This window comes from Kosakonia oryzendophytica (assembly GCF_900094925.1).
Taxonomy (GTDB): Bacteria; Pseudomonadota; Gammaproteobacteria; order Enterobacterales; family Enterobacteriaceae; genus Kosakonia; species Kosakonia oryzendophytica.
Window position 1 is genome coordinate 322,381 of sequence record NZ_FMAY01000005.1, and the last position, 14,859, is coordinate 337,239.

The 14,859-nt window shown below is 48.9% G+C and carries 9 protein-coding genes; 3 read left to right on the forward strand and 6 right to left on the reverse strand.

Annotated elements, in window-relative coordinates; all coding sequences use genetic code 11:
• Positions 1–31 precede the first annotated feature (31 nt).
• The 3 genes from GA0061071_RS11400 to GA0061071_RS11410 form a co-directional block, all read right to left on the reverse strand.
• Complete coding sequence (locus tag GA0061071_RS11400; RefSeq protein WP_088237535.1) at positions 32–487, reverse strand: hypothetical protein; 456 nt, start codon at positions 485–487, stop codon at positions 32–34.
• Between the two features lie 383 nt (positions 488–870).
• Positions 871–2,331, reverse strand: a complete 1,461-nt coding sequence (locus GA0061071_RS11405) for a pyridoxal phosphate-dependent decarboxylase family protein (protein WP_061495772.1) — start codon at positions 2,329–2,331, stop codon at positions 871–873.
• Between the two features lie 11 nt (positions 2,332–2,342).
• Positions 2,343–3,728, reverse strand: coding sequence for a diaminobutyrate--2-oxoglutarate transaminase (locus GA0061071_RS11410; protein WP_061495770.1), 1,386 nt, complete (start codon positions 3,726–3,728; stop codon positions 2,343–2,345).
• A 531-nt stretch (positions 3,729–4,259) separates the two neighbouring features.
• Here GA0061071_RS11410 and lysC point away from each other — a divergent pair.
• From lysC to GA0061071_RS11425, 3 genes are all read left to right on the forward strand, one after another.
• Positions 4,260–5,621: a lysine-sensitive aspartokinase 3 gene (lysC, locus tag GA0061071_RS11415; protein ID WP_088237534.1), complete on the forward strand. Its 1,362-nt coding sequence runs from the start codon at positions 4,260–4,262 to the stop codon at positions 5,619–5,621.
• 111 nt (positions 5,622–5,732) lie between these two features.
• The gene (locus GA0061071_RS11420; protein WP_061495766.1) at positions 5,733–6,020 is read left to right on the forward strand and encodes a VF530 family protein; all 288 of its coding nucleotides are present in this window, start codon (positions 5,733–5,735) and stop codon (positions 6,018–6,020) included.
• A 7-nt stretch (positions 6,021–6,027) separates the two neighbouring features.
• The gene (locus GA0061071_RS11425) at positions 6,028–7,329 is read left to right on the forward strand and encodes a glycoside hydrolase family 10-like protein (protein WP_088237533.1); all 1,302 of its coding nucleotides are present in this window, start codon (positions 6,028–6,030) and stop codon (positions 7,327–7,329) included.
• Between the two features lie 13 nt (positions 7,330–7,342).
• Here the strand turns inward: GA0061071_RS11425 and GA0061071_RS11430 are convergent, their stop codons facing one another.
• The 3 genes from GA0061071_RS11430 to GA0061071_RS11440 all read right to left on the reverse strand — a co-directional run bounded on the left by GA0061071_RS11430 (position 7,343) and on the right by GA0061071_RS11440 (position 14,834).
• The gene (locus GA0061071_RS11430) at positions 7,343–7,903 is read right to left on the reverse strand and encodes an RNA polymerase sigma factor (RefSeq protein WP_061500019.1); all 561 of its coding nucleotides are present in this window, start codon (positions 7,901–7,903) and stop codon (positions 7,343–7,345) included.
• A gap of 5 nt (positions 7,904–7,908) precedes the next feature.
• Positions 7,909–8,337: a hypothetical protein gene (locus tag GA0061071_RS11435; protein WP_061495762.1), complete on the reverse strand. Its 429-nt coding sequence runs from the start codon at positions 8,335–8,337 to the stop codon at positions 7,909–7,911.
• 92 nt (positions 8,338–8,429) lie between these two features.
• Positions 8,430–14,834 carry a hypothetical protein gene (locus GA0061071_RS11440; RefSeq protein WP_209446723.1) on the reverse strand — a complete coding sequence of 2,135 codons (6,405 nt, stop codon included), beginning with the start codon at positions 14,832–14,834 and terminating at the stop codon, positions 8,430–8,432.
• Positions 14,835–14,859 lie beyond the last annotated feature (25 nt).

Consider the following 14,859-nt stretch of genomic DNA (forward strand, 5'->3'; position numbering starts at 1 on the left):
GCATGAGCTTATTTATTTAACCCCAGAATGGCTATGGTGTTGGTGCATATACTGTTTTCACGTCATGACCATAATCATACTGCTGAAGTGGCGTCCAACCATCAGGCTGAAGATGATAGTCTCCTACGATGACCACGAAATATGTTTGAGATTTCGTCTGCGAAGAACTATTCACAAAGAAGTTAATATTCTCTGCTTGCCCGTCCTGTCTTTTCTTCGAGGTTGGCCCGCCCGCAGCATCAAAACCGTATGCCTTGTAACTGTCATGCCATACGGCATTGAGCGTTGTTGCATCTTTACCGTCGGGTTTATCTTCGAGGATAGTATCCAAATCCTCCGCAGTTATCCCATTTTTAGCGTCAAATGGCACCTCCAGCAGCAGGACAAATGGCGCTTTACCTATGCTTTTCGAAACCGATTCCCAGCCGGTGGTTATCCATCCATCGGTATCATGATCATCGCCTATAAAAAATATTGTCTTTCCCATTATCTTTTCCTTATTTACCTATTACCGACGAGACCTTTAATTTCTCAATAAAGGTCATTTATTTCAGATTGCTTTCTGAAATTCTCAAGTAAAAATTGCTGTCACGACCTGGGAAAATTGCAGAAAAATAATATTCTCCTGAATTAACACACAGGATACGGATAAAGACTTTTGGCAGGTCGGGTATAACACTCATGATAAAAATTAGACTGCCAAATTAAAAATCTCAATTTCATTGCTGATCTTTTTTGTAAAGATCAATTAATCCACGGGCATAGGAAATAATGGAATTATTATTCTTGCTACAGAATATATCAGGAATAAACGGCATAAAAAAAGCCGACAACATCGCTATTGTCGGCTTTGATCATTTACTGGAGCGATCAGGCGTGCAATTGCATCCCGCACGCGGTCACACTTGCCAGCAGAACTTTTACGTCTTCGAGGCAAACCGTCGGGTTCAGCAAGGTCAGTTTCAGGCAAGTGACGCCATCCGCTTCCGTGACACCCACGTTTGCACTGCCTGACGCCAGCAGCGCATCACCGATACGTTGATTCAGTAACGCAACAGCAGAAATATCGAGGTTTTCCGGGCGGAAACGGAACAGAACACTGGCCAGTTGCGGCTGCATAACCAGTTCCAGCAGCGGCTGTTCAGCCACAAACTGCGCAACCTGCTGCGCCAGCGTCACACCGTTATCAATGATTTCGGCATACTGCTTTTTACCCAGTGCTTCGAGACCCATCCACAATTTCAGGGCATCAAAACGACGCGTTGTTTGCAGTGACTTCGACACCAGGTTCGGTACGCCGTGCTCTTCGTCAAAGTCAGAGTTCAGGTACGCGGCCTGGTAGCGCATCAGTTGGTAATGACGGGCATCTTTCAGCAAGAAAGCGCCACAGCTGATGGTCTGGAAGAACTGTTTGTGGAAGTCCAGGGTGACGGAATCCGCTAACTCAAGACCATTCAGGAAGTGACGATACTTCTCAGAGAGCAGTAACGCCCCACCCCATGCTGCATCAACATGCATCCAGATCTGGTGTTCGGCCGCCAGTGCAGCGATCTGCGCTAATGGGTCGATCGCACCTGCGTCTGTGGTCCCGGCGGTAGCAACAATTGCCATCACCTGCTCACCGTTGGCTTTCGCCTCCGCCAGCTTCGCCGCCAGATCGTTAACATCCATGCGCGAGAATGCATCGGTTTTCACCAGCGTAACGGACTGATAACCCAGCCCCATCAGCGCCATGTTCTTCTGCACCGAGAAGTGCGCATGTTCAGAACAGAGTACTTTGATTTTGCTGAGATTACCGGTCAGACCGTTCTGCTGAACCGAGTGCCCCTGGCGTGCAAAGAACGCATCGCGCGCCAGCATCAGCCCCATCAGGTTGCTCTGCGTACCACCGCTGGTGAAGACCCCGGCATCGCCCGCCTGATATCCGACCTGCTCACGCAGCCATTCAATCAGTTTGATCTCAATGATCGTAGCTGAAGGACTTTGATCCCATGAATCCATGCTCTGGTTGGTGGCGTTGATCAACACTTCCGCCGCCTGGCTGATCACCAGGCTCGGACAGTGCAGGTGCGCCACGCATTGCGGATGGTGAACAGACAGGCTGTCTTTGAGGAAATACTCAACGGCGCGCTCAATGGCGGCCTGGTTACCCAGGCCCTCAGAGGTAAACGCTAAATTGATACGCTCACGCAGTTGTTCAACGCTCTTGCCCTGATACATCTCAGGTTGTTGCAACCACTGAACCACCGCTTTGGTACTTTGCTCAATGGCGTCCTGATAGGCGGCAATACTCTGCGCAGAACCGGACAGAATCGGATTTAAATCAGACATGCACTCTCCGATTAAACAGGCTTAACGCCAGCGCCCAGCAGTGCGCTTTCAAATTTATCGAGGAACACTTCCAGCTCTGCATTGGTGATCAGCAGGGATGGCAGCAGACGCAGTACGCAACCGTTACGGCCACCGCGTTCCAGAATCAGGCCCGCTTCGAAGCATTTTTTCTGCAACAGTGCAGAAAGTTCGCCATCAGCCGGGTAGCAACCCAAGTGATCCTTCGCTTCGTTCGGTTTAACGATCTCGATACCAATCATTAAACCCAGACCGCGCACGTGACCAATCACCGGGAAACGTTTTTGCAGTTCCGCCAGTTTGCCTTTCAGCCACTCGCCCTGAATGGCGACTTTATCAGCAATACGCTCTTCTTTCAGGATCTTCAGCGTGGTCAGACCGGTAGCCATCGCCAGCTGGTTGCCACGGAACGTACCGGTGTGGTGACCCGGGGCCCAGGCATCGAACTGTTTTTTGATACCGAGGACTGCCAGCGGTAAACCACCACCAACGGCTTTGGACATCACGATGATGTCCGGCTCAATGCCAGCGTGCTCAAAGGCAAACAGTTTACCGGTACGCGCGAAACCAGCCTGCACTTCGTCGAGGATCAGCATAATGCCGTGCTCTTGCGTCACCTTACGGATACGCTGCAGCCACTCAGCCGGTGCCGGGTTCACACCGCCTTCGCCCTGCACTGCTTCAAGGATCACTGCCGCCGGTTTACGTACACCGCTTTCAACGTCGTTGATCAGGTTTTCGAAGTAGTAAGTTAATGCTTTAACGCCAGCTTCGCCGCCAATGCCCAGCGGGCAACGGTACTGATGCGGATAAGGCATAAACTGCACTTCCGGCATCATGCCGTTTACTGCTTCTTTCGGCGACAGGTTGCCGGTAACGGAAAGCGCGCCGTGCGTCATCCCGTGATAGCCACCAGAGAAGCTGATCACGCCAGAACGGCCTGTCACTTTCTTCGCCAGCTTCAGCGCTGCTTCAACAGCGTCCGCACCGGACGGACCGGTAAACTGCAGGCAGTACTCTTTGCCCTGACCCGGCAACAAGGACAGCAGATAAGAGGAGAACTCATCTTTCAGTGGGGTAGTCAGATCGAGCGTATGTAACGGTAAGCCACTGGTAATGACACTTTGAATGCTTTGAAGCACCTCAGGATGATTATGACCAAGCGCCAGAGTCCCTGCGCCCGCCAGGCAGTCAAGATACTGCTTATTCTCAACATCGGTGATCCAGACGCCCTGCGCTTTGGCAATAGCCAGCGGCAGCTTGCGTGGATAGCTCCTGACGTTAGATTCAAACTCAGCTTGTCTTGCTAAAAAGGTTTCATTGCTCTGCGGTAATGAATTAGCACTCAAAGTATCAATACGGACTTTATCCGTCATCATATCACTCCTACAACCGGGAGTATGTTTAACACCGGGTTGAATAAAAGGTTTAAGGGGGGCCTACAAAAAACGCGGCTAATATATGTTGTTTTAGCAGCGGACTCAATATTTTATTTTTATAAAATCTTTCACAAAATTTGCGTTTAAAATCAACAAATAACAACAATAACGATCAGCTGAAATATTTTTTTTCATTGGTTACAGGCAAATCGTAAGGAAAATATCGATTCAGCGGGTTAAATCACTTACTATGCCCCGCGGTAAATTCTCCGCACGGTGAAACAAAAGGAAACAAACAATTTAAGTTAAGCCACTCATACGCATCATCCCGGTAACTTGTCACAGGCCAGACAGGTTATTGACAACAGGAGCCAGGCTCCTGGGTTGTAATCAGAAATGTTCGCGGGCGGACATTTCATAAGGCGTAAGTTGCTGTATCAATGGGGTTTCCCATCCAAACAGTCAACTACCCTTATGCCGAAATGAAAATTTTCATGCCATTAATTGATGGCGCCCTGATATGAGATTGTTATGACACGCATTTATCCACACATCGTCGTTGCCAAATTTGGCGGCACCAGCGTAGCCGACTTTGACGCGATGAACCGCAGTGCCGCCATTATTCTTGCCGATCACCATGTCCGTCTGGTTGTGTTATCTGCTTCTGCAGGTGTGACCAACCTGTTAGTCGAGCTTGCCGCAGGCCTCGAAAGCCGCGACCGCCAGGATAAAATTGACACCCTGCGCGCTATCCAGCACAACATTATTTCTCGCCTGAAACAGCCTGAGGCTATCGGCCAGGAAATCGATCACCTTCTTGAGAACATTAGCCGCCTTGCGGAAACGGCCGCGAGCGCGCCGTCCGCTGCACTCAGTGATGCGCTGGTGAGCCATGGGGAGCTGATGTCTTCTCTGCTGTTTGTTGAGGTCCTGCGTGAACGCGGTGTTGAAACAGAGTGGTTCGACGCACGCAAAGTCATCCGCACCAACGATCATTTCGGCTGCGCCGAACCGGTGATTAGTGCTATTGCGGAACTGGCAGAGAAGCAGTTGCGCCCGCGCCTTGAACAGGCATTAATCATCACTCAAGGGTTTATTGGCAGTGATGCGGCCGGACACACGACGACACTGGGCCGTGGCGGCAGCGATTACACCGCATCGTTACTTGGTGAAGCCTTGCAGGCGAACCGTGTGGATATCTGGACCGACGTTGCTGGGATCTATACCACCGACCCGAGGATTGTTCCTCAGGCGCAGCGTATCGATGAAATTTCATTTTCCGAAGCCAGCGAAATGGCGACATTTGGCGCCAAAGTTCTGCACCCGGCAACCTTACTGCCGGCAATGCGTAAGAACATCCCGGTGTTTGTCGGTTCCAGCAAAGACCCATCCGCAGGAGGAACCCGCGTCTGCTGCAATGCTGAGAATCCGCCGCATTATCGTGCCCTTGCCGTTCGCCGCAAGCAGACACTGTTGAAATTACACAGCGTAAATGCACAACCTGCCCATGCTTTTTTGGCCGACATGTTTGCGATTTTATCGCGCCATCATGTGGCGATGGATTTAGTGACCACGTCCGAGACGAGTATCGCACTGATCCTGAACGCAACCGGCGCCACATCCGGCGAAGCAGACACGCTAACCACCTCGTTGCTGACTGAACTGTCATCCCATTGCCGCGTCGAAGTGGAAGCCGACCTGGCATTAGTCACCCTGATTGGCAACGCGCTCTCGCGCGCCGCAGGGATCTGTCAGCAGGTCTTCGCCGGCATGGAAAACCACCCGGTGCGGATGATTTGTCATGGCGCGTCCAGCCACAATCTCTGTTTCCTGCTTCCGGCAGACTCCGCAGACAATGCGATAAAGACGCTGCACCGCAGTCTGTTTGAATAACACCCCACGGCAACGGGCGGGTTGATTAACCGCCCGTTGCCGGGCCTTCTGCTTTCTTGTAACCTTCCGGCGATAAGCCTGTTATCACAATCTGACATGACCGGACTCCACATGGCAGCTCACGCTTCAAAAGATCCTTTGCATGGCGTTACGCTTGAAATGCAAGTCAATGCGCTGGTGGCCCGTTTCGGCTGGCTCGCCTTGAGTAAACGGATCAATATCAATTGCTTTAAGAACGAACCCAGCGTTAAATCCAGTTTGAAGTTTTTGCGTCGGACTCCCTGGGCACGCGCCGAAGTTGAAGCGCTGTATCTTGAATCCCTGGAAGATATCGTCCCTGAAAAAGCGGATGAGCCCACCTTTAACCCGTGGGCCAACAGTCGCATAAAGAAGAGTTAATACTCAGATGTTGCTACAAAAATCAGGCGTACTGATTGCCACCGCGCTGTTACTGGCCAGTTGCGTTTCCCGTCCTCCCAAGTCGCTCATTACCCCGCTTCCTCCGGTGGCAAAACAACCGCTACCGACCCAAACGAAAAAAAGCCACGAAACGGTACGCGGCGTCTGGTTGACGACCGTGTCGCGTCTCGACTGGCCACCATTAACCTCGGTTAATGGCAGCAGCGCTTCCGTGCGCATCCGCCAGCAGCAGGACGCCCTGCGACAGAAGCTGGACAAACTGAAAGCGCTTGGCATCAACACGGTGTTCTTCCAGGTCAAACCGGATGGTACTGCCTTGTGGCCCTCAAAAATCTTGCCCTGGTCAGATATGCTGACCGGCAGTATTGGCGCAGACCCCGGTTACGATCCACTGCAATTCATGCTGGACGAAGCCCACAAACGCGGCATGAAAGTGCATGCGTGGTTTAACCCTTATCGTGTGTCGGTGAACACCAAACCAGGCACCATCGCCGAACTCAACCGCACATTGCCGCTGCACCCCGCCAGCGTTTTTGTTTTGCACCGTGACTGGATCCGCACGGCGGGCGATCGCTTAGTACTCGATCCTGGCATACCGGAGGCGCGAGATTGGATCACCAGTATCGTGGCCGAAGTGGTGTCGCATTATCCGGTAGACGGTGTGCAGTTCGATGACTATTTCTATACAGAAACCCCGGGATCTCCCCTGAATGACAATGACACCTTCAGGAAATATGGTCAGGGATTTGCCTCAAAAGCGGACTGGCGACGGAACAATACGCAGCAGTTAATTGAGCAGGTTTCGCGCACCATCAAACAACTAAACCCCAATGTCGAATTTGGTGTGAGTCCTGCTGGCGTATGGCGCAACCGCTCGTTCGACCCGGCCGGTTCAGATACACGAGGCGCCGCCGCGTACGACGAATCGTTTGCCGATACGCGCCGCTGGGTGCAACTGGGCCTGCTGGATTATATTGCTCCACAGTTGTACTGGCCTTTCTCGCGTGATGCCGCCCGTTATGACGTGCTGGCAAAATGGTGGGCAGAGGTGGTGAAACCGACCAACACGCGTCTTTATATCGGCGTGGCGCTGTATAAAGTCGGCGAACCATCGGCAAAAGAGCCTGACTGGACGGTACAAGGTGGCGTGCCGGAGCTGAAAAAACAGCTCGATTTGAACGAAACCGTGCCGCAAATTAACGGCACGATCCTGTTCCGGGAAGATTTTCTTAATCAGCCGCAAACCCAGCAAGCCGTCAATTACATCAAAAGCCGCTGGGGGGGTTAAGGTGTTAATTAGATTAGCTTTCCATTAGTTCATCATAGAGATTACGTAGCCGTGTTCGCAAATAGAGCACGGCTTTATGTTTGCGGGATAACAGTGTCTGGACGCTAACACCGGTCTCTTCTGCCAGCGCTTTATAGCTGTAGCCCTGCAATTCCGTTTGTTCAAAGACATCCCGCTGTTCCGGTGTTAACTCTCCCAACGCTGTGTTCAACTCTGCCCATAACACGGTTTTGAGGTACTCCTCTTCCGGCGTTTGCGCCACGCCAAACAGGGTTTCCGCAATTTCATCTTCCGGAAAATCGTTCTCCTCGTCGTCACTCAAAAAACCCGATAACGGAAGCTCACGTTTTTTCCGCGCGCGATCGGTCATCTCGTTGCGCGCTGCACGGAACAGCCAGGCGGCAACGTTCTCCACCGGCTGTTCAACGTTGATTAATTGCAGGGTAATTTCCTGCAAAATATCTTCAGCATCATCACGTCCGGAGGTCCGTCCGCGGATGAACGCGCTCAGCCTCGCACGGCAGGCACTGAGCGCCGACATCAGCAACGACTCCCTCGCTATGCCGCTTTTCATCAGGTTCACTCAGCATCCGGCGTGTTGGGGTTTGCGGTTTGGGGTTTTTCAGCCTCCTCTTCACGCCCGCGCCAGCCACAGTGACCACGATGACCATGACGGCCAAATCCTTCATGACGGGCACGAATAAATTCTTCACGTTGTTCCGGCGTCATTTGCATCCAGCGTTCATGCATGCGACGGTGCCGGCCAAACATTCCCGGACGGAAACCCAGACCACCAAACAGAATGCGGCACAGCACCAGTAACCCGAGCGCCTGCCAGAAGCCTATCGTTTTCACGCCGACAATCGCCGGAAGAACGGCATTCCAGAGCGACATCACCACCAGGCCGAGAACGACCAGCAACACGACGCCAATCACCAGTGGTTTCGCAAATCGGTGACCGCCAAACCGGCGACCGCAATGATGCCCATGCATACCAAACTCTCTCATTGTGTGTTTACCTCATAACAGTAGCGAAAAATGACTTGTGATGAAGTAGACGAATGAGCCACGAAAATATTGCCGAAAAAAATAAAAAACATTCATGAAACGCTTCCCGTCCCTCCCAAATATTTATCCAACAGGTCTGCGGAAAAAGCGCTCAGGGTGAGGATATCCATGCAGCGTTCGGCAAACGCTTCCGCACTGTTGATCTCATCACTACATAACGCTCTGAACTGTTCCAGGGTGACATAGAGTCCGCTCTGATACTCAGGATATTCATCCAGAAATACCCGCTCATCAAAAACGCCATTAACGAAATCCGCGACGTTGTTAATCAGATCCGTAAACAGATCGGCTTCGCGCCGGGTTCTCGTCGTTTTCACACTTTTGTACAGCCCCAATAATCGATTCCAGAAATCATGGTTGCGACTGCTCTGGTTGATGATTTTGGTCCGTTCCGCAGGGGATAAATCGGCAGGAACATATGTTCTGAAGCGGTTAAAAACAGACGGGTTATTGTGTATTCTGGCACTGAAACGAAGCGGATATGCCACCACTTTTTTATCCAACAAATAGGCCAGTGCTTTGCCTGTGGGGACAAGACCAAATGCGCCATAGCAGGATTCCAGCTTAATTTCTCGTATGCTGCCCAGATTCAGCGGCGGGGTTTCCCGCAGCGCCAATCCTTTGATCACCTCCGACAGTTCGTACGCATCCATATAGTTAACGTTAGACGCTGCGCCATGAAGCCTCACCGTTAATATCGGGCCTTCAGCAAAGAAGCGGGCATCCCGCCCCAGCAATGATGTCAGGCGCAGGTTAGTTAATGAGATGTCGCCCGCCTGCACGCCATATTTGCTGAAAAGCTCTTCCGGAAACTGACTCGCTTTCACCACCGCATTGTTACTGGTCAGCCGCGGATCCAAACGGGCGGGATTCACCATCATGAACTCCCCCTCTCCCAGGCTGTACATCAGGTGATGTGCGGAGAAAGAGTCAGCGCCAGAATCACCGAATATCACCAGCTTACCTTTTGGCAAGGCCCCCAGTGCCGTACTGTTGGGCACCTTTTGAGGCGTAACGAAAAATTGTTTTACCGAACGGTTGATCTCAGTACCCGCCTGCTGAGTCCCGGACTTAAACAGAGGCGTTAATATGGCTTGCAACGCCAGCGCCTGCTCTGGTGCCAGTTCACCTGACTGTCGTAAAAGGTCAGTAGATTTGGTGAGCACCGCCTGGGCATCAGCAACCGTCTCTGTTGCCTGCTCTGCCAGCGTTTTCAGCGTTAGGCTTTCTTCTCTAATAATCTCTTTCGGTTCCGCCGCAATAAGGTGTATATCACGAGTGTCACCGCCCCGGCGTCGAAAGGTGGTTCCAGTAAATTCACCCAACTGTTCGGCGGTGATGATCTGCTTACCCTCTCCTAACGCAGGATCAAGCACATTATTCTTCACCCCGGCAAACCGGCCATTACCCAGACTGACCATTATATGGACTGGCCTGGCCTCCATAGCCGATAAAGCAGGATCGGTCGCCGTAAAGAGCAGCACATCACCCTGCCGCACCCGCAACAGGCTTTCCATACTGTCAACAGTCTGCGTACGCGCAAACAGTGATTTCACATTCACAAACTCCGGTTCACCTGTCGCCTGTTTCAGCCCTTTACGTAAAGCATCCCCGGGCCCACGACTAAGAAGTTCTGCATTTTCCAGTAAATCAACGGCATAGTCCCAACTAACATCAGAGACAACGTCTGTCAGCCTGCTGCGCCTCGCGGCCTCTCGTACCGGATTGGAAAAACCGAGCCCTATCACCGGCATTTTTTTTTGTGTACCCGCGACTGTGTCGGCAACCTGGGTAGCAGGGTAATACCAGCTCGGCCGCAACAGTACTTTGGCATTCGGAATAAGCGAATTCGGGCCATAGAAAAAATACTTGCTGAACGGCCCGAAATCGGTAGTTGCCGCCGCACGGGTCGGGTAGTCGCCGTATTTAATCAAACTCCGGCTGGTGAGATTGGCATATTTTTGCGCCCATAATGCTTCTGGTAAAATGATCGGTCCATTTAATTCAGCATATATGCCACCAAATTGAGCGGCAGTAAGGTCGAAAACATAGTCACCGCCCTTTTCACCTCTACGCGCAACAATAACGTAATGATTTACCGGTTTTCTATCGGTTCCATGAATGAAAAATGCCATGGCACGGTAACGAATTTCTTCAAAACCATTCCTGGCAAGATAAGCGGCGACATAAGAAGAGACATATTCACATTTCTCTTTTGGGTAATTGATCGACTGTGATATTTCACCAACCTCTCTCATTTTTGTCAGATATTCTTGTGCATCAAATTCATTCCCACCATTCAAATTTTCCAGAACCTTTTCTTTTTTTAAATCTTCACGCATCTGTTGGATTCCCATCACCACGTCATCACGGCTTGATGCTCGTTTTCCTCCACCACGCAAGCCTCCGTACGCAATGTTTATTTTCCATTTTCCATTTTCAAAAACAATAGGTTCACCGTAGGCGAAACGCCCCGGATTTTTCGGGTCGACTGTGCGCCATGTATAGGATGCATCATCCCAGCGTATCTGGTAGGTATTGTCGTCTACACTAATGTAATACTCTTTATTCTGATTATTGATAGTGGAAGGAACATAAACCTCAGCATCTTTTACTTTACTTTTATACATTTTCCATATATCCACATCCGTGCGTGCGTATTTTTTATTAATCCCACGAGTCTGGGCAATCGGAACGTCCTCGGGCACCAGGACACGAAGATTTTTTGTTTTACTGATACGATGGATGGTGAAGCGGGTGATCTCTTTAATTGCTAATGGATCAATCATATCAATCAATGCCATCATGCTAATTTTTGTTATTTTTAAGGCACTAAATGCAGCGTCCTTCGCCATTTCCTTAAGGACATACAGTTGCAGTGATTTACCAGCAAGACCGTTTTTTAATCCCTGCTGCAAAAAAGTGGAAATCCCTTTCATCCGGCTAATGACAGATGCTATCTGTACACCTGCACTGACGGCAATAAATACTACACCGATGGTATCAAGCAGTACGGATTCCATATCAACTTCGTATTCTTCATTTGTCGCGTAGTGGTAAATCTCACGATAAAAAGGAATCATAACAAAAGCGATTTTTTGCAATATGAATGGTGTATATAGCTCTCTTCTTTTAACCTCAGCAGAATTATTCAGCACCGCACGAATACTGGTATTTAGCAAAGAAATGACATTATTACCAGGCTGTGTGGCATTAATATTTCGATGATAAATAATGCCATAGTCACTATTTTCTGAAAACGGTGAAGGATACTCTATGCCGTTATCAGAATTGTACAGAAACGCTTTTATCAAATTTTTCTTAGTGATCTCCCAGCGCTCTCTGAAAAGACCTATTCCCATTCCGCCATATTGTTTAAGAAAAGTATTAGAGTACAGCTCAAGATATTCATCAAAGCTAAATTTTGCGTCAGGGTTTATTTTTGTTATTTCATTCAAAAAAACATTAGCATTCATCTGATTAGCGCTAAAAACCCGGCTAAACATGGCACCAGGAAATAGCGAAAAGAAGATCCAGCGATTGTCATGCAACTGGATAAAAAGCATTTCACCGGGCATGCGGTTAGCATCTGTATCGGTAACCTTCACTTCAAAACGTAATCTTTTTTTGGTTTTTTTGAGAAGATCGGCTAACGATACTCCAGAAAATAACAAAAGAGTTTTAGCCAGCTCACTGGCATCGTAAGTGCTGTATTTTTCTTTATAAACCCTGAATTGTTCATTATAATCTGATTGATTTTCAAAATACTCACTACTGAGTACACCTGAAAGTGAAGTATAACCTTCCGGTATTTTAGTAATCTCGGTTAAAGGATTAAGATGATAAACATCAGTATAGTAATCATCGACTATTTTGGTAATATCCTGACCTTGTAGATTACTGATTTTTTTGTTATTTTTTAAGAGCCAATAAAGAATTGGCGCAAGAAAAAAGGAGTCCTCTGTATTTTCATTAAACTGAAAGTTATTTTTATTTATTTTTTCTGCTTGCTCATTGACCCAAACGATATCTGTATAATCATTTGCCAGAGAATGTTTTTCAATACCAATGGCAGTTAAGCGATTCACCAGGGAATTGAAAATGCTTTGTTGTTCTGACATTCTGATCACTAAATCTCTGGCAATTCGTATCGTTTTCAACTCATGAAGTTCTTTCTCGCTGTATGCTTCTCTCTCTTTTACCAACATTTTGACTTCCTGGAGGGCAAGCGTAATAATTGCTTCTTCTGTAGCCAGCGACGTGCTGTTTTGATCTGTGGTGTGTCTCAGATTGGTACCGAGTGTATTTTTTGCCAGGATAACACCCTGATCATAACCCGAATATTTTTCACTATGCAATTGTATCTGCTTATCATATTGAGTGGTTTTCTCCCGAATGTTATCAGCGATTTTTTGGAGTTGTTTTTTTTCAGATTCTAATATTTTTATTTTTTCTTGTTCTTCCTTGGCGCGAGTGATTTCCTTATTACCGTCCGGTGCATTAAACTGTTCCTTAATGTTGCGCATATGAATCTGTCTTCGATTATCCGCTTCGGCTATTTTTCTGCTTACCTCTGCAATCTTAAGATCAACATTATAGCTCTCCAACAATTTTTTCTTTTTTTTAATATCCTGTACGACCAGGCGAGAATGCCAGGCAGCATAGATTTCTGTCGTATCGACAAGTCCGGTAGAGAAAGCATGATAGTAGGTATTCAGTAACGGCTCATTCCATTCATTTTTTTTCGCAGCAGGAAGCAACTGTTCTGTATAATGCATTTGTTGTTGCCTGCGTACCAGTTTATTTTTTAATATTAAAAGCTTACGCAGTTTTTCATTATCTGGTTCTGTATAAAGACGATAGAACTCCTGGTCAATAATCTGTAACAGTAATTGCAAAAGTGTATTCCAGCTAACATAATCATGCCCTGATAAGGCATGAAACAGAGCATGACGTATTTCTCTGGCAAGATCAGTATTAATCAATAAACTGCTAATCGCATCACTAATAACCTGTGGTGCTTCCACTGCAGTTTCCCCGGCGTATTCCCACATGCCTTTGTAATTATGAACAATCACATTAACCGTTTCGTCTTTTTTCTTAACAGAAATAACACCCACATTGCCGCCAAGGAAAACAAACGGCCACCAGGCTTTATTCAGAAAAATATAGAGATCGCCATTAGGCTGACGGTAAATACCCCCATCGCCCTCCAAAGATGCCGGGAAACCCGCCGTGCGGGTATCATAACTCCAGAGCCTGGCCTCTTCTGTTAACCACGCCGACGCGGTGGTATTTTCAGGTCGTTTCCCGGTTCCGGTGGTCGGCGTTTGATCCTTATCTCCCCACTGTTGGCTCTGACGGTCTTTAAAGATATTGACGGTTTTTGCCGTACTGTCATTACGTTTTTCATAAATCGTTGCGTTGTCATATACCGTAGACGAAGCGGTTGTTTTGGTGAGTGTAACTGGCCAGAAATTAGTGGCCGCGTAAATAAACGTTTCTCCGGATGCCGACTCGTAAATTCCCCGTTCTTTCTGGGTCTTAAAATCGCCTGGTGAGGGTTGCATGGCATTACGTGGGTCAAACTCTTTTTCAATCCTCTCATCGATATCCCGCGAGACAACAGACACGCCGGGCATAACCATTGGTCTGATCGTGGTTGCCGTATCCCATGTATTTTCTTTGCGCAGGACATACACATATTTCGCACCTGTGATAATCACCCCTACGCTGTCGCTGACAAAGATAAACGGCCAGTATTTCCCTTGCAGACAGATATAGAATTTATCATCCTGATAAATCGCCCCCTCATGGCCCACCGCCATCTGGTTGTATTGAAAGGTGTTACCTGCCCCCCAGCTTTGCGCAAGCTGAACCAGCGATGGCGACGCTGAGGTCACCTCGGGTTTACCCTTCACTTCGGGCAACGTTGTCACCGCCGCTGGCAGGGACTCCTCCGGCGGGAGATCAAGGAACCATTTATGAGAGTCATATTTAAAAAAAATGGGCAGGGAAGGATTATTTTCAACGATCAGTGATGTTGTGGCATAAAGCCATGCACTGACACCCTCCAGAGAATTCGCATAGACATCAATATAACGGTAGTTACCGGCGACAAACAGGTAGTTATAGTTGCCTGACGTATAGATTTGCTCATCGCTCATGTCCAGACCGATAGCCGCGACGGAAGCATTAACTCTGCTTGCCGGTGGGAATCTTTCGCGTACGGCTTTATCCAGCCCGGCATCAACACGTGTGCTACGTGGTAACGGCGGCCATATTTTTTCCTCCGCTTCCGGCGCGGGTGTCGTGCTCTCATCGGCCAGCAATCTTCGCCCCACGGCCCGGCGGACCCGGTCATGTATTTCCGGCTGCGGAAGGTCAATGACTATCTGGTAATCCCTCTGCGCCAGCACGGCCTGCAACGCTGTCAAATCCTCTTCGCTCAGAACGTCCTGC

Excerpts from the sequence above, each read along its gene's own strand:
- GA0061071_RS11400 (WP_088237535.1), bottom strand. The coding sequence starts at position 487 with ATGGGAAAGACAATATTTTTTATAGGCGATGATCATGATACCGATGGA.
- GA0061071_RS11405 (WP_061495772.1), bottom strand. The coding sequence starts at position 2,331 with ATGTCTGATTTAAATCCGATTCTGTCCGGTTCTGCGCAGAGTATTGCC.
- GA0061071_RS11410 (WP_061495770.1), bottom strand. The coding sequence starts at position 3,728 with ATGATGACGGATAAAGTCCGTATTGATACTTTGAGTGCTAATTCATTA.
- lysC (WP_088237534.1), top strand. The coding sequence starts at position 4,260 with ATGACACGCATTTATCCACACATCGTCGTTGCCAAATTTGGCGGCACC.
- GA0061071_RS11420 (WP_061495766.1), top strand. The coding sequence starts at position 5,733 with ATGGCAGCTCACGCTTCAAAAGATCCTTTGCATGGCGTTACGCTTGAA.
- GA0061071_RS11425 (WP_088237533.1), top strand. The coding sequence starts at position 6,028 with ATGTTGCTACAAAAATCAGGCGTACTGATTGCCACCGCGCTGTTACTG.
- GA0061071_RS11430 (WP_061500019.1), bottom strand. The coding sequence starts at position 7,903 with ATGAAAAGCGGCATAGCGAGGGAGTCGTTGCTGATGTCGGCGCTCAGT.
- GA0061071_RS11435 (WP_061495762.1), bottom strand. The coding sequence starts at position 8,337 with ATGAGAGAGTTTGGTATGCATGGGCATCATTGCGGTCGCCGGTTTGGC.